General features: G+C 61.1%; 13 protein-coding genes. 4 read left to right on the top strand and 9 right to left on the bottom strand.

Features of this window, described 5'->3' with window-relative positions; genetic code table 11:
* Positions 1-1443: a mechanosensitive ion channel family protein gene (locus BLU01_RS22935; protein WP_092279771.1), complete on the bottom strand. Its 1443-nt coding sequence runs from the start codon at positions 1441-1443 to the stop codon at positions 1-3.
* 202 nt (positions 1444-1645) lie between these two features.
* On the bottom strand, positions 1646-2512 hold the full coding sequence (locus BLU01_RS22930) for a pirin family protein (RefSeq protein ID WP_092279769.1): 867 nt from the start codon (positions 2510-2512) through the stop codon (positions 1646-1648).
* 272 nt (positions 2513-2784) lie between these two features.
* Here BLU01_RS22930 and dkgB point away from each other — a divergent pair, with 272 nt between their 5' ends.
* Positions 2785-3588, top strand: coding sequence for a 2,5-didehydrogluconate reductase DkgB (gene dkgB, locus BLU01_RS22925; RefSeq protein ID WP_092279767.1), 804 nt, complete (start codon positions 2785-2787; stop codon positions 3586-3588).
* Positions 3589-3597: 9 nt separating this feature from the next.
* Here the strand turns inward: dkgB and BLU01_RS22920 are convergent, their stop codons facing one another.
* The 6 genes from BLU01_RS22920 to BLU01_RS22895 form a co-directional block, all read right to left on the bottom strand.
* A complete protein-coding gene (locus BLU01_RS22920; protein ID WP_092279765.1) occupies positions 3598-6843 on the bottom strand; it encodes a transporter substrate-binding domain-containing protein in 3246 nt (1081 codons plus the stop codon).
* Positions 6844-7464 carry a response regulator transcription factor gene (locus tag BLU01_RS22915; RefSeq protein WP_092279763.1) on the bottom strand — a complete coding sequence of 207 codons (621 nt, stop codon included), beginning with the start codon at positions 7462-7464 and terminating at the stop codon, positions 6844-6846.
* Between the two features lie 109 nt (positions 7465-7573).
* Positions 7574-8032, bottom strand: coding sequence for an ANTAR domain-containing protein (locus tag BLU01_RS22910; protein WP_092279761.1), 459 nt, complete (start codon positions 8030-8032; stop codon positions 7574-7576).
* A 163-nt stretch (positions 8033-8195) separates the two neighbouring features.
* The gene (gene mgtA, locus BLU01_RS22905; protein ID WP_092279759.1) at positions 8196-10901 is read right to left on the bottom strand and encodes a magnesium-translocating P-type ATPase; all 2706 of its coding nucleotides are present in this window, start codon (positions 10899-10901) and stop codon (positions 8196-8198) included.
* Between the two features lie 433 nt (positions 10902-11334).
* A complete protein-coding gene (locus tag BLU01_RS22900; RefSeq protein WP_092279757.1) occupies positions 11335-12672 on the bottom strand; it encodes a lysine N(6)-hydroxylase/L-ornithine N(5)-oxygenase family protein in 1338 nt (445 codons plus the stop codon).
* A 131-nt stretch (positions 12673-12803) separates the two neighbouring features.
* The gene (locus BLU01_RS22895; protein WP_109503110.1) at positions 12804-13286 is read right to left on the bottom strand and encodes a sigma-70 family RNA polymerase sigma factor; all 483 of its coding nucleotides are present in this window, start codon (positions 13284-13286) and stop codon (positions 12804-12806) included.
* A 311-nt stretch (positions 13287-13597) separates the two neighbouring features.
* Here BLU01_RS22895 and BLU01_RS22890 point away from each other — a divergent pair, with 311 nt between their 5' ends.
* The 3 genes from BLU01_RS22890 to BLU01_RS22880 are packed head-to-tail and all read left to right on the top strand — an operon-like array spanning position 13598 to position 18158.
* Entirely contained in the window at positions 13598-14782 is a 1185-nt protein-coding gene (locus BLU01_RS22890; RefSeq protein ID WP_092279755.1) for an efflux RND transporter periplasmic adaptor subunit, read from the top strand.
* The gene (locus tag BLU01_RS22885; RefSeq protein WP_092279753.1) at positions 14783-16756 is read left to right on the top strand and encodes a MacB family efflux pump subunit; all 1974 of its coding nucleotides are present in this window, start codon (positions 14783-14785) and stop codon (positions 16754-16756) included.
* Positions 16757-16763: 7 nt separating this feature from the next.
* Positions 16764-18158 (top strand): efflux transporter outer membrane subunit, encoded by a 1395-nt coding sequence (locus BLU01_RS22880; RefSeq protein ID WP_092279751.1) that lies wholly within the window; start codon positions 16764-16766, stop codon positions 18156-18158.
* 510 nt (positions 18159-18668) lie between these two features.
* On the opposite strand, the gene pvdP is transcribed toward BLU01_RS22880, so the two are convergent.
* Positions 18669-20297: a pyoverdine maturation tyrosinase PvdP gene (pvdP, locus tag BLU01_RS22875; protein WP_092279749.1), complete on the bottom strand. Its 1629-nt coding sequence runs from the start codon at positions 20295-20297 to the stop codon at positions 18669-18671.
* Positions 20298-20475 lie beyond the last annotated feature (178 nt).

Genomic DNA, 20475 nt, shown 5'->3' with positions numbered 1-20475 from the left:
TCACGCACGATTACGCAGCCACTGCAAAAAGCCCTTTTTCGGCACCACCACCGGCTCGTCCTCGGTCAACGCCTTGGCCTTGTGCAAACGGAAATCGAGCAAGGCTTTCATCGCGTCGTTGATGTCGTGGCGCGCGTCCAGGCACGGCTTGAGGTAGCTCTTCTCGATGCGGTACAGCGCGCAGAATGTCTTCGCGGTGAATTCGGCAGGCACCGAGGTATCGGACAGAATCCCGGCCTCGCCGATCACCTCGCCCGGCCCCATGCGCCCGGACTCGAATGGCGTGCCGTGGCGGGTCAACGTCACTGTGACCACGCCGGATTCGATGATGAACAAATGATCGCTGACCTCCGCCGCCGCCAGTATCGTCTCGCCGGCGCGGAAGGTTTGCAGGGTCATGTTCTGGCTGAAGGTGTCTTTCTCTTCCTCGCGCAGGGTCGAGAAAATTGCCGAGCTTTCCAGCAATGCCCGTGGCCGCGAGAAATTGCTCGGTATGGCCGGCTCGACGCTCGACAGCAGATTGATCCCGGACGCCTGCAAGTGCCGGTACGCCAGGTCAAACAGCTGATTACGCACCGCGCGTTTCTGCTCCATCGAGGCGACAAATCCGCTGATTTCGTACTCCATGCCACTGCTGGTAGCGGTTTTCAGCGCGACACTCGGCGCCGGCCGATCCAGCAGAAAACGACAGCCCTGCATCGCCCGTTCCAGCGCTTCGACCACGGTGTTGGGCCGCGCGTGGGGGCTCAGTTGCAGGCTGATGGAGACGCCGAACATGTCGCTCGGGCGGCTGAAGTTGATGATTTTGGCTTTTGCCGCCAGCGAATTGGGAATCACCGCGAGGCTGCCCTGCGCGGTTTGCATGCGCGTGGCGCGCCAGTCGATGTCGGTGACCCGGCCCTCGGTGCCGTCGATGGAAATCCAGTCATCGATTTGGTAGGGCTTGGTGGTGTTGAGGACGATGCCGGAGAACACGTCGCTGAGGGTGCTTTGCAGCGCCAGGCCGACAATGATCGCCACCGCGCCGGATGTCGCGAGCACGCCTTTGACCGGCAGGTCGAGCACGTAAGCCATGGCCGCGATGATCGCGATGAGGAAAATCACCGCGCCGAGCAAGTCCTGGAGCAGCCGCCCGGTGTGCCCGACTCGCTGCATCATCACCGCGCCGAGCAGCACGGTCAGGGTCCGCGCGCCGAACAGCCACCAGCCAATCTGCAACCCGGTGGCGGCCAGGTGCAGCGGCACGTTGTCGGCCCACGGCGCCGGTTCCAGCGGGTTCAGGCCTTCGTTGAACAGCACGACGCTGAACAGCGCGAAGATCACCAGCCGCACCAGCAGTTTCCAATTGCTGCCGTTACTGCTGATCAAGCGCCACAACCCCAGATCGATGAGGATCAGGATCAGCGCGGCCAACAAAGGATGAGCGGTGAGCAGTGACAGCATCAAGCAACTCCAGCAAAGGCCAATGACGCGAAGATCGCACATTGCGCACAGTGTAGGAGGATTTGATTACCTGAGAACAACCCTGGCCACTGTGGGAGTGAGCTTGCTCGCGATGAGGGTAGGACAGACACCTCTGCAGTGAATGTCAGACCGCTATCGCGAGCGAGCTTGCTCCCACAGGGGATTTTGCGGGTGGCCGGGTTTAGTGGCTCATACGGCCGAATCGGCCGGAATGGAAATCGGCGAACGCCTGGTGGATTTCCGCTTCGCTGTTCATCACGAACGGCCCGTGACCGACAATCGGCTCGTCAATCGGCTCGCCGCTGAGCAGCAACACCACCGCGTCGTTGTTCGCTTCCAGGCTCAGTTGCTGGCCGTCGCGCTCGAACAACGCCAATTGCCCTTCGCGCGCCAGTTCGCCGCCATTGATCTGCACCGTGCCGCGCAGCACCACCAGCGCGGTGTTGCGCCCTTCGTGCAAATCGAGGGTCAGCAACTTGCCGGCATTCAGGCGAAGGTCCCAGACATCGATCGGAGTAAAGGTGCGCGACGGCCCGGTTTGCCCATCGAACTCACCGGCGATCAGACGCAGGCTGCCGGCCTGATCCTGGAGCGGGATGTTCGGAATGTCGCGGTCAAGAATGGTCTGGTAACCGGCGTCGGCCATTTTGTCCTTGGCCGGCAGGTTGACCCACAGTTGGACCATTTCCATGTTGCCGCCGCGTTCGGCGAAGGCTTCGGAATGAAATTCCTCGTGGATGATGCCTGACGCGGCGGTCATCCATTGCACGTCGCCGGGACCTATTTTGCCGCCACCGCCGCTGGAGTCGAGGTGCTCGACTTCGCCGTCGTAGACGATGGTTACGGTTTCAAAGCCGCGATGCGGGTGCTGGCCGACGCCGCGCCGTTCGCGGGTCGGGGTGAATTGCGCGGGACCGGCGTGATCGAGCAGCAGGAACGGGCTGATGTGTTGGCCCATGGTGTCGTAGGAAAACAGCGTGCGAACGGGAAAACCATCGCCGACCCAATGGGCGCGTGGACTGGTGTAGATACCGATGAGGTTTTTCATCGTGCCTCCGAAAAAGGTGGGTGACGCAATGAACCCAGCTTAAATCTGCAGGCATTGGTGCGCTAGACGGTAATAACCCACCACAGCGTTCTATCAGTGGGACGATGCATTGGGGCACGGAGTGAAATTGTCTTCGCGGGCAAGCCTCGCTCCTACGCGTTTGAAGGCCATTCATGACTTTCAGTAAACAGTGCTTTGTCCCACCGGCGGTTTTTCTCATGGATACGAGCGCGGATACTCGTGGCATTCCCACTGCAACCCTGGAGTCATTGATGTCTATTCCCGCATTCGGTCTTGGTACGTTTCGCCTGCAAGGTCAGGTGGTCATCGATTCCGTCAGCACAGGTCTTGAATTGGGCTACCGCGTCATCGATACCGCGCAAATCTACGACAACGAAGCCGACGTCGGCCAAGCCATTGCCGCCAGCGGCATCGCCCGTGAAGAGCTGTTCATCACCAGCAAGATCTGGGTCGCCAACTTCGCCAAGGATCGCTTGATCGACAGCCTCAAGGAAAGCCTGCAGAAGTTGCAGACCGACTACCTCGACCTGACGCTGATTCACTGGCCATCGCCGGAAGACCAGGTGCCGGTCGAAGAATTCATGAGCGCCCTGCTTGAAGCGAAAAACCTCGGTCTGACCCGCCAGATCGGCGTGTCCAACTTCACCGTCGACCTGATGAAACAGGCGATTGCCGTGGTCGGCGCCGAAAACATCGCGACCAATCAGATCGAGCTGCACCCGTACCTGCAGAACCGCACAGTGGTGGAATTTGCCCAGAGCCAGGGCATTCAGATCACCTCGTACATGACCTTGGCTTATGGCGAAGTGCTGAAGGACCCGGTGATCCAGCAGATCGCCAAACGCCTGCACGCCACCCCGGCGCAAGTCACGCTGGCCTGGGCCATGCAAGCGGGTTATGCGGTGATTCCGTCCTCGACCAAACGCGCCAACCTGCAAAGCAACCTCAAGGCCTGCGAATTGACCTTGAGCGACGCCGACATGGCGCTGATCGCCGGTCTGGAGCGCGGCCATCGCTTGACCAGCCCAAAAGGCATCGCACCGCACTGGGACTGATCGCCAGCGCTAACCGAGGCTCTGATCGAGACGCGTCATGCTCTGCTGCAGATGCTCGACCGCGTCATCGATCAGCGCCGCGCGTCCTTGCGCGCAGGCCTGCTCCAGCAGCTCGCAACCGTCGATCAGCCGTTGCGCCTTAACCATCCGCGCACCGCCCTTGATGCGGTGCGCCAAATCTTCAAGCTCCGCACGGTTGTCCGCGGCATGCGCCCGCAGCAAACGTTCGCGGTCCTCGCGATTGCTGATCGCCAGATCACGCCGCAACTGATTGATCAACGTGCGATCGCTGCCGACGTAGCGTTCCAGCCCGCTCAAATCGAACGCTGATTCCTCGCCGATCAAGCCTTGTTCCTCAGCAACGTCATCAGCAAACCGTGCCGCCAGCCACGCGCTCAAATCCGCCAGGCGAATCGGTTTGAACAGGCAATCGTCCATTCCCGCCTCCAGGCAACGAAGCTTTTCCTCGGGTTGCGCATTCGCGGTAAACCCCAGAATCAGCGTCGGCGGCAAGCCCTGCGCTTGTTCTTCATCGCGGATTGCCATTGCCAGTTCATAACCGCTGAGCGCCGGCATGTGGCAGTCGGTGATCAGCACGTCGAGCGGTTGCTTGCGCCACTCCTGCAAACCCTGCTCGCCGTCCTCGGCCTCGAGCACCCGATGCCCCAGATAGCTCAACTGGCGCGCCAGCAACAGCCGATTCGGCGGGTAATCGTCGACCACCAGAATCGCCAGTGAACGGCTGAATACCGGCGATTCCACGGTCTGCACATCGCTGGACAGCTGCGGCAGCAAGGTCGGCAAATCCACGCTGACTTCGACCGTAGTGCCGACGCCGAGCTCACTGTGCAACTGCAAGCGACCGCCCATCATTTCGCATAAAGAACGACTGATTACCAGGCCCAGCCCCGAGCCGTGGCGCGCCGATTGCGCACTGTTGCCGGCCTGCACGAACGGGCTGAACAGGCGCTGCTGATCGACCGCGCTGATACCAATGCCGCTGTCGGCAATGCTCACCGTCACCGCCAGATGGTTGAACGGCCCAGGCTTGACGCGCAGGGTCAGGCTGACCTCACCTTTGCGAGTGAACTTCAGGGCGTTGTTCAACAGATTCGACAGCACTTGCTTGAAACGCAGCGGGTCGACCAGTACATCGCAGTCGCTGTGAGCATCCAGATCAACCCGCCACTCCAGCTCTTGCTGGCGGGCCAGGCCCTCAAATACGCGACACACCGATTGCGCCAGTTCGTGCAGGTTGGCGCGTTCCGGGGTCAGCGACAGATGCCCGGATTCGATGCGCGCGATGTCGAGAATATCGCCGATCAGCAACAGCAATTGCTGCGCCGAACTGGACGCCACTTCAATCGCCAGACGATCGGTAACGCCCTCCTCCGCGCGTTTCAGCGCCAGTTCGAGCATGCCAATCAAAGCATTCATCGGCGTGCGGATTTCATGGCTCATGGTCGCAAGAAACGTGGTTTTCGCGCGGTTGGCGTCGTCCGCGACTTGCTTGGCGTCGTGCAATTGCTGCAACCATTGCTGGCGCTGACGCAGTTGTCGACGCTGGCGGGCGATCCAGATCACCGCCAATAACAGCAAGGCACCGGCGACAGCGAAGCCCTGCAAAATCGCTTGGCGATGACGCAACCAATAACTGTCATCCACCGCCAGATCGCTGCTCCAGCGCGCGACCAGTTCGTTCATTTCCTGAGGCGAGATACTCAGCAACGCCTTGTTCAGGATCGAGCGCAATTCCAGTGCGCCGCGATCGGTAGCGAGGGCGATGTGCGCCGGTTCGTCGCCCACGGTGCTGCGGATGTGCAGCCGTTCGCGATACTGCCGGGCGATCAGGTAACGCGCGACGATCAACGAACTGACCGCCACATCCGCCTGCCCCTTGAGCACCCATTCCATGCCTTGCGCCGGGCTTTGCGCTTCAATCAGACGCACGCCCGGGACGCGATTTTGAATAAACCCGGACAACGGGTGGCCACGGTAAATCGCCACGCGTTTGCCCGCCAGATCGTCGAGGGTTTGCGGGCTGCCGGGCGCCGTGGCACTGACCAGTACAAACGGATTTTTCAGATACGCGCGGGTGAAGCGCAACTCGGCCTCGCGTTCGACGCTCGGCGTGATCACCGGCAGCAGGTCGATTTCGCCGGCCTTGAGTTGCTCGACTTGCCGGTCCAGAGAATTGCCGCGCAGCACTTTGAAGTTCAGGCCGCTGCGCTGGCTGATCAGCGTCAGCAACTGCGCAGTCAGACCGCTGAAACGGCCCTGGGCGTCAAAAAATGTCAGCGGTGCAAAGTCTTCGATGGCGCCGACGGTGAGTATCGGATGCTCAGCCAGCCAGCGCTGTTCGCTGGCGCTCAATTGCACACTTTGCTGACCGGAATGGCTGACCCGGCCGGCACTCCAGCGCTGCTCGATGGCCGTGCGCTGATCCGGCGGAATCGCCGCCAGCGCGCGGTCGACAATCGCCGTCAACCGCGCATTGCTGCGGGCCAGCGCGAAGCCGAACGGGTTGGCCTCCAGAGCGGAAGGCCCGGCCAGATTCACGTTGTTCAGGTAGTTATTGTTGATCAGGTATTTGGCGCTGATGAGGTCTCCGAGGTAGACGTCATCCTGGCCGAACGCGACGGCACCGAGCGCTTCGAGCGTCGAAGGATAAAGGTGCACGCTCGCCTTGGGATACAACGCCGTGACACTCGACATCGGCAGATAGTCATCGACCATCGCGAGGCGTTTGCCGACAAGGTCGTCGGGCAAGCGCTCGTCGAGCCGCGTCACCAGCATCGGCTGATCTTCGGCGTAGGCGCGCGAACGGGTCAATTGGCGGTCAGCGGCCTCGAAATTGTTCGAGGTGCCGAGCAGGTCCAGCTCATCGTGCTTGAGCGCCTGCATGGCCGCCTGACGATTGGCGTAACGCCGAACCTGGATCTTTACGTGAAGCAACTGCCCGAGCAGATCGGCGTAATCGGCAGTAATACCCTCGAGTTGATCGGGATTGCGCGTGACCTCGAACGGCGGGTAGTCCGGCCCCGACACGCCCAGTCGCAGCACCCGTTTATTGCGCAGCCATTGCCACTCGGCTTCGCTCAGTTGCACCTGGTAACCGTCGACGGTCGAACGCCCGAGTACGTGCTGGATTTTCGGCTGTTCGAAAATTTGCTCCGATGCCTGAACCCCGCTATGGAGCAGGAGCACGAGCAGGAACATGCACAGGAACACACCAATGCGCAGATTCTGGGACATTCAGATCAGGTGATTGCGTTTGGCAAATTCGCGAAGGTGCACTGCCGAGCTCACCCGAAGTTTGTCGATCAGCCGCGTCTTGTACGTGCTGACGGTCTTGTGGCTCAAGTGCATCACCTCGGCAATCGCCTTGTTGCTCAGCCCGCGCGCCAGGTGCTGACAGATCGTCAGTTCGCGATTGGAAAGTGAATCGATCATATACGCCTCGCTGTGCTGCACATTGTTCAACGATGCCGACGGTAATCGGGCGAAATAGGTGTAGCCGGCCATGACTGCCTGCACCGCTTTGTGCAATTGGCTGAGGTCGTTGGTTTTCGACACATAGGCCAACGCGCCGGCGCGCATGCAGCGCTCCTGAAAGTGCTGCGGGTCCAGCGATGAAAACGTCAGCACCCGACACGACAGCTCGCCGGTCTTGATCCGTTCCAGCACATCCAGGCCATCGAGCGACGGCATGACCAGGTCGAGCACCAACAGATCAGGCGAATGTTCACGCAGCAACGACATGACTTCGTTACCGCTGGAAGCCTCATGGATTTTCTTGAAACCTTCCTGCTCAAGCACGATTTTGACTGCGGCCCGTACAACCGGATGATCGTCCACAATCAGTGCAGACCTCATGGCAACTCCCTAGACGTGACAATTGCCCAACGCGGATTCCGGGACAGGCCCGGCCAGACGCAATGACTGCGCGATGACTTTTGCATGGGTGAAAAAGCAAAACTACCTGTCAGAACTGACAGTTCCGACGAACGGCAAGGCGCATTTGGGATTTGTACAGTTCGGTGAGCCAGGGTTGATCAGCGTCTTTGCACGGCGGATCGATGGCCGCCATTAACCGCAGAATGCCGACCTGATCAGGCAGGACTGCGTGACTGACCTGGACTTTCCCCTGCCCCGCGACAGGCATTGGCGAGCGCCGTGCCTGGGCGTTGTAGACCAGCGCATGACGAACCTGCGGGTTGTCGAGGAGAAACCCGTGCAGGCCCAACGTTTCGCCGGCCATTGAGGCATTGATGACCACCAGATCGAACGGCTCGCAGCCGTATTCGACCACCGTCAGCATTTCCTCCAGGCTTTGCACCGGGGCCACGCGGTAATAGCCCAGCGCATTGAACAGCCGCTCGATTTTCATCCGATGAAAATGTTGCTCGTCGGCAATCAGGATTCTTAAGGCTTTGTTCGGCATCGTTGGCCTCAGGGAGGTGGCAATTTCGTGAGGAGGCAAGGCTACGGAACACTTGGCGCTTGTTCTGTAGGACTTTTCCTAAAATTGCCGTCTCACTTCAGATCGTGACGCCCTGCGTTACCTGCACAGCGCAACGCGGAGCGTCCCCGGCGGCATTCCGCGCCTATTGCCAGCCGAACCGGCGGATGTAGAAGCCTTTGACGGCCTGCGTCAGGGCCATGTAGGCGAGCAATATCAGCGGCAGAAACACGAAGTACAGCGGCGGCAGTGCCTGCAGTTTGAAGTAATGCGCCAGCGGCCCCATCGGCAGGAAAATCCCGAACGCCATGATGATTGCGGTCATCACCAGCAACGGCATCGCCGCACGGCTTTGCAGGAACGGGATCTTCGGCGTGCGAATCATGTGCACGATCAACGTCTGGGTCAGCAACCCGACGACAAACCAGCCGGATTGAAACAAGGTCTGGTGCTGCGCGCTGTTGGCGTCGAACACGTACCACATCAGCGCAAAGGTGCTGATGTCGAAGATCGAACTGATCGGCCCGAAAAACAGCATGAAGCGCCCGACATCCGCCGGCTGCCAGCGTTGCGGTTGTTTCAGCATCTCGTCATCGACGTTATCGAACGGAATGGCGATCTGCGAAATGTCATACAGCAGGTTCTGCACCAGCAGGTGCATCGGCAGCATCGGCAGGAACGGGATAAAGGCACTGGCGACCAGCACCGAGAACACGTTGCCGAAGTTCGAACTGGCGGTCATTTTGATGTACTTGAGCATGTTGGCGAAGGTCCGCCGTCCCTCAAGCACGCCCTCCTCGAGCACCATCAGGCTCTTTTCCAGAAGGATGATGTCCGCCGCTTCCTTGGCGATATCCACCGCGCTGTCCACCGAAATGCCAATGTCAGCCGCCCGCAGCGCCGGCGCATCGTTGATGCCGTCGCCCATGAAACCGACGACGTGACCGTTGCCCTTGAGCAAACGGACGATGCGCTCCTTGTGCGCGGGCGTCAGTTTGGCGAAGACGTTGGTGCGCTCCACGGCAATCGCCAGTTCGGCGTCGCTCATGCCTTCGACGTCGCGGCCCAGCAGCAAACCTTGCTGTTCGAGCCCGACTTCACGACAGATCTTCGCCGTGACCAGTTCGTTATCGCCCGTCAGCACCTTCACCGCGATGCCGTGTTCGGCCAGCGCACGCAGGGCTGGCGCGGTGCTTTCCTTGGGCGGATCGAGAAACGCGACATAGCCGATCAAGGTCATCTGTTGCTCATCGGCGACGCTGTACACCGATTGCTCCTTCGGCGTCTGCCGCGCGGCGACCGCGACCACGCGCAAACCTTCTTCGTTGAACGACGCCGTCACTGCGCGAATCTGCGCCAGCACCTCATCCGTCAGCGGCTCATCGTCAGCACCATGGCGCACCCGCGTGCAACCGGCGAGAATTTCTTCCACCGCGCCTTTGCACACCAGCAAATGCTCCGGCCGATTGTGTTCGGCGACCACCACCGACATGCGCCGCCGGGTGAAATCGAACGGCACTTCATCGACCTTGGCGAACGCCGTCGCCACCGCCAGTTCGCGCTGTACTTCGGCGTGTTGCAGAACCGCCACGTCGAGCAGGTTTTTCAAGCCGGTCTGGTAGTAACTGTTGAGGTAGGCCATTTCCAGCACCTCATCACACTCTTCGCCCCAGACATCGACATGCCGCGCGAGGCAGATTTTGTCCTGAGTCAGGGTGCCGGTCTTGTCGGTGCACAACACGTCCATCGCGCCGAAGTTCTGGATGGCGTCCAGGCGTTTGACGATGACTTTTTTGCGCGACAGAAACACCGCGCCTTTGGCCAGGGTCGAGGTGACGATCATCGGCAGCATTTCCGGGGTCAGGCCGACCGCAATCGACAGCGCGAACAGCAAGGCCTGCATCCAGTCACCCTTGGTGAAACCGTTGATCAACAACACCAGCGGCGCCATCACCAACATGAAACGGATCAGCAACCAACTGACTTTGTTCACGCCATTCTGGAACGACGTCGGCGCGCGGTCGGTGGCGCCGACGCGCTGCGCCAACGCGCCGAAATAGGTGCGATTGCCGGTGGTGACAATCACCGCGATGGCTGCGCCGGACACCACGTTGGTGCCCATGAACAGGATAGTGTCGAGGTCCAAGGGGTTGAGCGTTGCGCCGTTCTGTTGGTGCGCGAATTTCTCCACTGGCATTGATTCGCCGGTCATCGCCGCCTGACTGACAAACAGGTCCTTGGCGCTGAGCACCCGGCAATCGGCTGGAATCATGTCGCCGGCCGACAGCACGATGAGGTCGCCCGGGACCAACTGCTTGATCGGCAATTCGCTGCGCGGCGCGCCCTGACGCAGCACGGTCGCGGTGTTGCTGACCATGGCTTTGAGCGCATCGGCGGCCTGAGTGGATTTGGCTTCCTGCCAGAATCGCAGCAACGTCGAGAGCACCACCATGGAGAAAATCACCACCGCGGCTTTGAGGTCTTCGGTCAGCCAGGAGACCAGCGCCAACAAGCTCAGGAGCAAATTGAACGGATTTTTGTAGCAGTGCCATAGGTGCACCCAGACCGGCAGCGGCTGCTCGTGTTCGACTTCGTTCAGCCCGCATTGAGCGCGCAACGCTTCGGCCTGGGCCGCGCTTAAGCCGTCGTCGCCGCTGCCAAGCGCTTCGAGCAGTTGGGCGGCGTCGCTGTTGGCCGCGTTCAACAGGGTGTGCGCGAGGGTCGGCGGCATGTCGCGGCCGACGCGGGTGTCGGTGAAGCTTTCCAGTAACGCCAGGCGTCGGAAGTGCCGGGCTATATGGCGGTTACGCAGGAATCCGGCGAAGAATTCCTTGAGCATGATCAGGTTCATGGCAGTTGCCCCCCAGGGTCAGCCGGGAAACCGTCGAGCAGGCGTGTTGAGTCGCGGCGATGACGACGGGGACGTCGCGCATCACACGATTACGTGTCGATGAGAGGGGCATTGGGCCACGGACCGCAACTGGCCGTGAACAGCATGCCGCTGCTCGCTTTTCAGCAAGGCAACGGCAGCGAAAACCTGCGCGTCAGCTTGCCGAGTAGATGCCGGTTACTGCAACCGGCCGACAACTGTCACTCGAACAAGTACCCACTGTGGGTCTCCGCTAATGGATGAAAACGGGCGAAGCTTACGCCGCGATTTTCGGGGAGTAAATGCTCTGTGGCGGGGGGGTCGGGAGAATTTGAGGGTTCTTCAGGAAGGGTTCAGGATGATCGTTCCCACGCTCTGCGCGGGAATGCAGCGTGGGAACGATCAGGATTGGGGTTCAGCTGGCAGTCGCCAACAACAGATCCTTCACCGAACGCACCTTGCCGCGGGATTTGTCGTGTTCGTACAGCGAGCCGGCAATTTCATCGGCGCGAATCGGCAGGATCGACAGCAAGGTGTCGCTCAGACCATGACTCGCCTGGCAGAAGCCCTGCATGTAAATGCCAGCCTTGCAGCGCTCGTCGGTGATCAGCTTGTAGTTGCGATCAACTTCAAATTCACCCAGATATTCTTCCAGCGGCGCCAGCAGTTTGCGGTGCATCTGCCGCTCATAACCGGTGGCCAGCACGACCGCGTCGTAATGCCGAACCGACACTTCACCCGTGGCGTTGTTGCGCACCGCCAACTCGATCCCGCGCTCGGTGGCGGTGGCTTTCTCGATAGTGGTCAAGGTGCGGAACGCGTGACGGGCAATCCCGGAAACCTTCTGCCGATAGAAGATGCCGTAGATGCGCTCGATCAGGTCAATGTCGACCACCGAATAGTTGGTGTTGTGGTACTCGTTGACCAGCCGCTCGCGCTCGCTGTTGGCCTGCTGGAACACCAGGTCGGTGAATTCCGGCGAGAACACTTCGTTGACGAACGGGCTGTCATCGGCCGGTTTCAGCGCCGAGCCGCGCAGGATCATGTCCACTTGCACCGACGGGAAGCTGTCGTTCAGATCGATAAAGGCTTCCGCCGCGCTCTGCCCGCCGCCGATGATCGCAATGCTCATCGGCTGATTGTTCACGCACGGCTGCTTGGCCATTTGCGCCAGGTATTGCGAGTGGTGGAACACGCGGCTGTCATCCTTGAGCGCCTTGAACGCTTCGGGAATACGCGGCGTGCCACCGGCGCTGACCACCACCGAACGGGTGGTGCGCACGTGTTGCTGGCCTTGGGTATCGCGCGAAATCACGCGCAGCGCTTCGACCTGCTGGTTGTGCAGCACCGGCTCGATGGTCAGCACTTCTTCGCCGTAACGACTCTGCGCTTCAAACTGGCCGGCGACCCAGCGCAGGTAATCGTTGTACTCCATGCGGCACGGATAAAAAGTGCCGAGGTTGATGAAGTCCACCAGGCGCCCGTGGTGCTTGAGGTAATTGACGAACGAATACGGGCTGGTCGGGTTGCGCAGGGTCACCAGGTCCTTGAGGAAGGAAATCTGCAATTCGCTCTGCGTTACCAGGGTGTTGCCGTGCCAGCGGTAGTCGGCCTGTTTGTCGAGAAACAGCACATCCAGCTCACCCTGAATCGGCCCGCGCTCTTGCAGGGCGATGGCCAGCGCCAGGTTCGATGGGCCGAAACCGATGCCGATCAGGTCGTGAACGATGGGCGATGCAATTGCCTGTGTCATTTCCAGTGTCCTCTGGATGAACCCCTCAACAAGGGGAGGAAGCCTATGTGACCCGGTCGGCTTTGAGCAGCGCGGCAAGTCGTCTGTTGATTAGGAACGAGGACAATGAAAAAAAATTTAGCGAGAAGAGATCAGTGGGCGTCCCACTGCTTGATGCGCACGCGGCAATGTTTCATGGCGTTGACGATGTGTTTTTCGACCAGTGCGCGGGAAATCCCCAGATGCTCGGCAATCTCCGGGTGCGACAGGCCTTCAATCTTGCGCAGCAAAAAGCTTTCGCGGCACAGCGCCGGCAATTCCGCCAAGGCGCGCTGCAACATGGCCAGGCGCTGGCCGTGATCGAGACTGGTATGCGGCGATGGGGTGAAATAGCGCTCTTCGGTGTCGAGCACGTCCAGCGATTCGAGTTGGCGCAGCGAGTTGCGCCGATGATCGTCGATCACCAGATTCAGCGCAGTGCGATAAAGGAAGGCCCGGGGCTGCTCGATCGGCGTTTCGCTGGAACGTTCCAGCACTCGCACATAAGCGTCATGCACCACATCTTCGGCGACCTGACGGTTGCCCAGCTTGGCGTTCAGGAAACACACCAGCTCGCGATAGTAGTTTTCCAACATGACTCCCGGCCGCACGGGTGCGGTTTTCTGTCCTTGAGCCACATTTTCGCCAGCCAAAACAGGCAGTGGCACGATAGTGGCAGTTCGAGGTGCGTAATTTATAGTAATTCTCATATAGATTTAAAGTGTTGTTTCGATTTGCCCGACAACTTGCCGCCAACCGCTGGGCGCGGGCAGCGCTAAATTTGTCGCTGCTTTCATCGTTTACAGGACAGCTCCCCGTCTCTGTCGCCCTGCGGCAGCGCCCAGCTGTCGCCTGATTGTGTGCGTCATCTGCGCGACGGGCCGATTTCCATTGGCCGGAACCCTGCATGAAACGTCCCCGCACCGCACGACGCGCCTTGCTTGTTGCACTGTGTCTGATCCCTGTCATCGCCGTTGCCGCGTGGCAGATCCTGCCGCCGGGCCGTGATCAATTTGCCACGGTGCAAGTCAGTCGCGGCGATATAGAAAGCAGCGTCACGGCGCTCGGCACCTTGCAACCGCGGCGTTATGTCGATGTCGGCGCCCAGGCGTCGGGGCAGATCCAGAAGATTCACGTGGAAGTTGGCGACGTGGTCAAGGAAGGCGACCTGCTGGTGGAAATCGATCCGTCCACCCAACAGGCCAAACTCGACGCCGGACGCTTCTCCATCGACAACCTCAAAGCGCAGCTGCAAGAGCAAAAGGCTCAGCACGAACTCGCGCGGCAGAAATTCCAGCGCCAGCAAAACCTCGCGGCCGGCGGCGCCACCCGCGCCGAAGACGTGCAAACCGCTCAGGCCGAATTGCGTGCGACGCAGGCGCGGGTTGACATGTTTCAGGCGCAGATTCGCCAAGCGCAGGCCAGTTTGCGCAGCGATCAGGCCGAACTCGGCTACACGCGCATTTATGCACCCATGAGCGGCACAGTTGTCGCGCTCGATGCCCGCGAAGGCCAGACGCTGAACGCGCAGCAGCAAACCCCGCTGATTCTGCGCATCGCCAAACTGTCGCCGATGACCGTCTGGGCCGAGGTTTCCGAGGCGGATATCGGCCACGTCAAACCGGGCATGACCGCGTGGTTCACCACCCTCAGCGGCGGCAACCGGCGTTGGAACAGCACGGTGCGGCAGATTCTGCCGATCCCGCCGAAACCGCTCGACCAGACCAGCCAGGGCGGCGGCAGCCCGGCCAGTTCGAGTAAAAGCGGCACGGGCCGCGTGGTTCTGTACACGGTGTTGCTCGACGTCGATAACGCCGACAACGCCCTGATGGCAGAAATGACCACGCAAATATTCTTCGTCGCTGACCAGGCAAAAAATGTCCTCACCGCGCCGATTGCCGCGCTACAGGCCAGCTCTCAGACCAGCTCTCAGACCAACATCCAGACCGCACAAGTGGTCGCGAAAAACGGCGCGATTCAACCCCGGCAAGTGCGCACCGGCATCAGCGATCGGCTGAAGGTGCAGATTGTCGATGGCCTCGAGGAAGGCGATCACCTGTTGATCGGCCCGGCTGACGGGAGTGGCGGCTGAATGCAGACGCCACTGATCGACCTGCAGGACATCCGCAAAGCCTACGGCGGCGGCGATTCACCCGAAGTTCACGTATTGCGCGGCATCGATCTGGCGATTCATGCCGGCGAGTTCGTAGCGATTGTCGGCGCTTCCGGCTCGGGCAAATCGACCCTGATGAACATCCTCGGCTGCCTCGACCGCCCAACCTCCGGCGAGTATCGCTTTGCCGGGGAAAACGTCGCCGGGCTCGACAGCGATGAACTGGCCTGGCTGCGCCGCGAAGCGTTCGGGTTTGTGTTCCAGGGTTATCACCTGATCCCGTCGGGCTCGGCCCAGGAAAACGTCGAGATGCCGGCGATCTACGCCGGTTTGCCCGCCGTCGAGCGTCACACCCGCGCCGCCGCCCTGCTCGACCGCCTCGGCCTCGCGTCGCGTACCGGCAACCGTCCGCACCAATTGTCCGGCGGCCAGCAGCAACGGGTGTCGATTGCTCGCGCGCTGATGAACGGCGGCCACATTATTCTCGCCGACGAACCGACCGGTGCCCTCGACAGCCACAGCGGCGCCGAGGTGATGGTTTTGCTCGACGAACTGGCGAGCCAGGGCCACGTGGTGATCCTGATCACCCACGACCGCGAAGTCGCGGCGCGGGCCAAACGCATCATCGAAATCCGCGACGGCCTGATCATCAGCGACAGCGCCCGCGACGACCCGGCAGCGCAAACTTCGGCCAACCCCGGCGCGCTGCAAGCGGTGGATTTGCGCAAGCGCCTGAGCGAAGGTGCCGAAGCCACGGGCGCCTGGAAAGGCGAGCTGGTGGATGCCGTGCAAGCGGCGTGGCGGGTGATGTGGATCAACCGGTTCCGCACCGCCCTGACGTTGCTCGGGATCATCATCGGCGTGGCGTCGGTGGTGGTGATGCTGGCGGTCGGCGAAGGCAGCAAGCGCCAGGTCATGGCGCAAATGGGCGCGTTCGGTTCGAACATTATTTACCTGAACGGCTCGGCGCCAAACCCGCGCACGCCGCCCGGCGTGGTCAGCCTCGACGACGTTGCCGCGCTGACCAGCCTGCCGCAGGTGCGGCGGATCATGCCGGTCAACGGTGCGGAAGCGGGGGTGCGCTTCGGCAACGTCGACCACCTGAGTTACGTCGGCGGCAATGACACCAATTTCCCGCAGATCTTCAATTGGCCGGTGGTTCAGGGCAGCTATTTCACTGACGCCGACGAACGCAACGCCGCCGCCGTCGCGGTGATCGGACACAAGGTCCGGACCAAATTGCTCAAGGATGTCGCCAACCCGATCGGCCAATACATCCTGATCGAAAACGTGCCGTTCCAAGTGGTTGGAGTGCTCGCGGAGAAAGGCGCCAGCTCCGGCGATTCCGACAGCGACAACCGCATCGCCATCCCCTATTCGGCGGCCAGCGTGCGTCTGTTCGGCACGCACGATCCGGAATACGTGGTGATTGCCGCCGCCGACGCGCGCAAGGTCAAGGAAGCGGAAACCGCGATCAAACAATTGATGCTGCAACTGCACAACGGCAAGCAGGATTTCGAACTGACCAACAACGCGGCGATGATTCAGGCCGAAGCGCGCACGCAGAATACCTTGTCACTGATGCTCGGCTCGATTGCCGCGATTTCGCTGCTGGTGGGCGGCATCGGCGTGATGAACATCATGCTCATGACCGTGCGCGAACGCACCCGCGAAATCGGCATTCGCATGGCCACCGGCGCTCGTCAGCGCGACATCCTGCGGCAGTTTTTGACTGAAGCGGTGATGCTTTCGGTGGTTGGCGGGTTGGCCGGAATTGCTTTGGCGTTGATCGTCGGCGGCGTGCTGGTGCTCAGCGAAGTCGCCGTGGCGTTTTCCTTGATGGCGGTGTTTGGCGCCTTCGGTTGCGCGCTGGTGACCGGCGTTGTCTTCGGCTTCATGCCCGCCCGCAAAGCTGCCCGGCTCGACCCGGTCACGGCCCTTACCAGTGAATGATCGATCTATGAAAGCGCAACTCAGTCTCTTGACCCTTTGCCTGCTGCTTGGCGCGTGCGCCAGCCCTGCCCCGCGCCCGGACAGCGGCGTGACGGCGCCCGTCGCATGGCAATCGCCGCACAGCCCAAGCACCGCGCAGAGCAATCGGCAATGGTGGACGCAGTTCGGCAGCCCGCAGCTCAATCGTCTGATCGAACAGGCGCAAGTCGGCAGTTTTGACCTGGCGGCAGCGGTCGCTCGGGTGCGTCAGGCGCAGGCGAGCACGGTGATTGCCGGTGGTTCGCAGTTGCCGGAGATCAAGGCCGGGACCAATGCCAATCGGCAAAAACTGTTACGCGGCAATGGCTACAGCCAGCTCGATGTCGACAACAACGACAAGGCCGTCGATTACTTTGATGCCAACCTCAGCGCCAGTTACGAAATCGACTTCTGGGGCGGCCAGCGCGCCTCACGTGACAGCGCGAAGTTTGCGCTGAAGGCCAGTGAATTTGATCAGGCGACGGTGGAGCTGACGTTGCTCAGCGGCGTCGCCAACAGTTATGCGCAAGCGTTGTCGTTACGCGAGCAAAAACGCATTGCCGAACTCAATCTGGCCAACGCCCAGAGCGTTTTGAAGCTGGTGCAAACGCGCTTTGATTCGGGCTCTGCCACGGCGCTGGAACTGGCGCAGCAGAAAAGCCTGGTCGCGGCGCAGCAGCGGCAACTGCCGACGGTGCAGCAACAGGCCCAGGACGCGCTGATCAGCCTCGCCGCCCTGCTCGGCTTGCCGGTGCAGGAATTGGCGACGATCGACGAATCTTTCGATCAACTGCAGTGGCCAGTGATCGGCACAGGCGTGCCCAGTGAGTTGCTCAGCCGTCGCCCCGACATTGCCCGCGCCGAGGCGCAACTGGCCGCCGCCCAAGCTGACGTCACTGTTGCCCGCGCGGCGATGCTGCCGGCGGTGACCCTCGGCGCCAGTCTCGGTTCAGGGTCAAACATCGCCGCCGAGCTGTTGCGCAGTCCGTTCTACAACCTCACTGCCGGGCTGGCGGCGCCGATCTTCAACAACGGCCGCCTCGGCGCCGAACGCGACAAAGCCACGGCGCGTCAGGCAGAACTGCTGGAAATCTATCGCGGGGCAATCATCAATGGCTTCGCCGACGTCGAAAAAGCCCTGAACAGCATTGACGGGCTGGACCAACAACGGCGGTGGCAGAGTGAAGAACTGAGCCAGGCGCAAACTGCCTTCAACATTGCGCAGAACCGCTATCAGGAAGGCGCTGAGGATTTGCTGACAGTGCTTGAGACACAGCGCACGCTGTACGCCGCGCAGGATTTGAATGTGCAACTGCGGTTGTCGCGGCTGCAAGCAAGCATCGCACTGTACAAGGCACTCGGCGGCGGCTGGCAGGCGTTGTAAAGCCAAGGACGCCATCGCGAGCAGATTTGGATTTGTGGCGAATACATTATTTGTGAACGCTGAAGATCAATTGTAGGAGTGAGCCTGCTCGCGATGAGGCAGGCACATCCAGCATCTCTGGCGACTGACACACCGCTATCGCCAGCAGGCTCGCTCCCACATTTGGATTTGTAGCGCACACATTATTTGTGAACGCTGAAGATCCCCTGTGGGAGTGAGCCTGCTCGCGATGGGGCAGTCACATCCAGCATCTCTGGCGCCTGACACACCGCCATCGCGAGCAGGCTCACTCCTACATTTGGATGTGTGGCGCACACATTATTTGTGGACGCTGGAGATCCCCTGTAGGAGTGAGCCTGCTCGCGATGAGGCCATCACATCCAGTATCTCTGGCGTCTGACACACCGCCATCGCGAGCAGGCTCGCTCCCACATTTGGATTTGTGGCGCACACATTATTTGTGAACGCTGAAAATCCCCTGTGGGAGTGAGCCCGCTCGTAACGCGGAACTCAGACCTGCCGCTGCCGGACTTTCAGGTGACGCGCATACCACGGGCGTTGCGGTACGCGGCGGAACAGGCTGGCGAGTTTTTTGTCGTCTTCGCTGAAGGTGATGCGCAGTGCGAGCTTCATGGTTTCCGGGTCCATTTCCACGCTCTTGCCGGCCTGCAACCCCGGCGTGGTGCTGCAGCCGTGGGTGCTCGGGCCGAGCCACGGGTCGTCGATTTCAACGAAACGGCCCGGCGCGAACCACGGCACACCATTGACCTCAAGCCGCGTGACCTCGCCCGGATGAAAGCGCTCGTGCGCGCGGAACCAGTCTTCCAGTCGATCATCGATCCAGCCGTGGAAGTGCCAGAACACCGGGCTTACATGTGAAGAAAACGGGTCGCCAAGAAAATCATTTTCCGCCCCGAACCAGCGCGCGGAAAAGTCCGATGGGTCCCTGGCGAACGGCACCGGTTGCCCATTCGACGGATCGCGCGGCACCGACGCCCAGCGCATGTGCAGCCAGTCGTGCAGGCCCAGTTCGACTTCCGAACCGAACTGCCCCAACGTCAACTTCGATAGATAACGCGGATCGCGGTACTGCGATTCCCAGACCTGAAAGTTGCTGTGATAGGTCTCGGCGGTCTTGATGTCACTGACCCACTGGGTGTAATCGGCGTCCTCGCTGGCCAGCCAGGTCGGCGGCAGCGAGGCGCCGTCGTGGTTATCGAAATAACGTGCGAAACCCTGACGGTCGCGCTCCAGCTCCGGCTGCGGCATCGGAAAACTCGGCCAGGATGGCAAGTCCTGCATCGAGCGCGCCGTGCCGAGCATGTGGCGGTGCATGAAGAAAAAATCCACACCCGAGCCATTGCGATCCTTGCGCGGGCCGCGGGCATCGCGCTCCTTGTCGCGCGGGCCGGGCTGCCAGCCAATGCCGCGCAACGCCCCGCGCTTGTCCTCGGAAAGGGTGTGCCATTTGTCCCGCGAGGCGTGCCACAACTGGTGGAACAAACGATGTTCCGGCGACGTCAGCCACGCCAGCAATGTCGGATTGAGGCCGGTGCGTTCGCGCGCTTCAGGGAACAGGCATTTGTGCGCGACAAACTGGCTGTCCAGCGCCGGCAAACCGAGCGGCCGGTCCAACCGCAACAAGCGCCCGCTGAGGGTGCCACTGCCGGCATTGCCGAAATCCGCCCAGACTTCGTCAAGGGTGACCGCCAATTCATACGCAGCGGCGCCGTTGGCCGATTGGGTATCGACCAGGCGCCAGTAAATCTCGCCGGGTTTGCTCGACAGCAGATCACCGATCACCCGATAACGCGGTTCGCCGTCGCTGCGCAACTGCTGCGCAGTGTCCACGCAGCCGCGCAAGCCCCGGCCACGCTGGGCAATGTCGAGAAACAGCTGCAAGCCCTGCAACGGCAACCCGTCGAGCCCCGGCTGCGCCCCGTCAAACCGGATATCCCAAACCCCGCGCAGCGAGTTCGCCAAGTGCTGGCCGGCCGTATCCGCGAGATCGACAGTTGCCTCGCCGGGGGTGATCGTCGGGTCCGGTCTGGTCCATTCGCGATGCCCATAATAAGCCGCAGGCACGGCGGCGCCGGTCAGCGCCAGGCCCGCCATGAACCATCGTCGAGAAATCGTCATTGCCCTACCTGTGTCAGCCATGAAGCAGGCTTTATCCAAGCTAGAACGTTCAACCGCAGGACAAATTTAAGCGCTTGGCTGTAAGCGCGAGGCTTGCCCGCGAAGAGGCCCGAACAAACACCTAAATTCTTGCCCCAGCCACTCGTTCATCCCAGATAGCAAAGGCCCCTGCGTTGGC

Source organism: Pseudomonas prosekii, from assembly GCF_900105155.1.
GTDB classification, from domain to species: Bacteria; Pseudomonadota; Gammaproteobacteria; order Pseudomonadales; family Pseudomonadaceae; genus Aquipseudomonas; species Aquipseudomonas prosekii.
This window is presented reverse-complemented; position numbering and strand designations above follow the sequence as displayed.

Bases quoted from the DNA above. Each gene is read 5' to 3' on its own strand.
- BLU01_RS22935 (WP_092279771.1), bottom strand. From the start codon at position 1,443: ATGCTGTCACTGCTCACCGCTCATCCTTTGTTGGCCGCGCTGATCCTG.
- BLU01_RS22930 (WP_092279769.1), bottom strand. From the start codon at position 2,512: ATGAAAAACCTCATCGGTATCTACACCAGTCCACGCGCCCATTGGGTC.
- dkgB (WP_092279767.1), top strand. From the start codon at position 2,785: ATGTCTATTCCCGCATTCGGTCTTGGTACGTTTCGCCTGCAAGGTCAG.
- BLU01_RS22920 (WP_092279765.1), bottom strand. From the start codon at position 6,843: ATGTCCCAGAATCTGCGCATTGGTGTGTTCCTGTGCATGTTCCTGCTC.
- BLU01_RS22915 (WP_092279763.1), bottom strand. From the start codon at position 7,464: ATGAGGTCTGCACTGATTGTGGACGATCATCCGGTTGTACGGGCCGCA.
- BLU01_RS22910 (WP_092279761.1), bottom strand. From the start codon at position 8,032: ATGCCGAACAAAGCCTTAAGAATCCTGATTGCCGACGAGCAACATTTT.
- mgtA (WP_092279759.1), bottom strand. From the start codon at position 10,901: ATGAACCTGATCATGCTCAAGGAATTCTTCGCCGGATTCCTGCGTAAC.
- BLU01_RS22900 (WP_092279757.1), bottom strand. From the start codon at position 12,672: ATGACACAGGCAATTGCATCGCCCATCGTTCACGACCTGATCGGCATC.
- BLU01_RS22895 (WP_109503110.1), bottom strand. From the start codon at position 13,286: ATGTTGGAAAACTACTATCGCGAGCTGGTGTGTTTCCTGAACGCCAAG.
- BLU01_RS22890 (WP_092279755.1), top strand. From the start codon at position 13,598: ATGAAACGTCCCCGCACCGCACGACGCGCCTTGCTTGTTGCACTGTGT.
- BLU01_RS22885 (WP_092279753.1), top strand. From the start codon at position 14,783: ATGCAGACGCCACTGATCGACCTGCAGGACATCCGCAAAGCCTACGGC.
- BLU01_RS22880 (WP_092279751.1), top strand. From the start codon at position 16,764: ATGAAAGCGCAACTCAGTCTCTTGACCCTTTGCCTGCTGCTTGGCGCG.
- pvdP (WP_092279749.1), bottom strand. From the start codon at position 20,297: ATGACGATTTCTCGACGATGGTTCATGGCGGGCCTGGCGCTGACCGGC.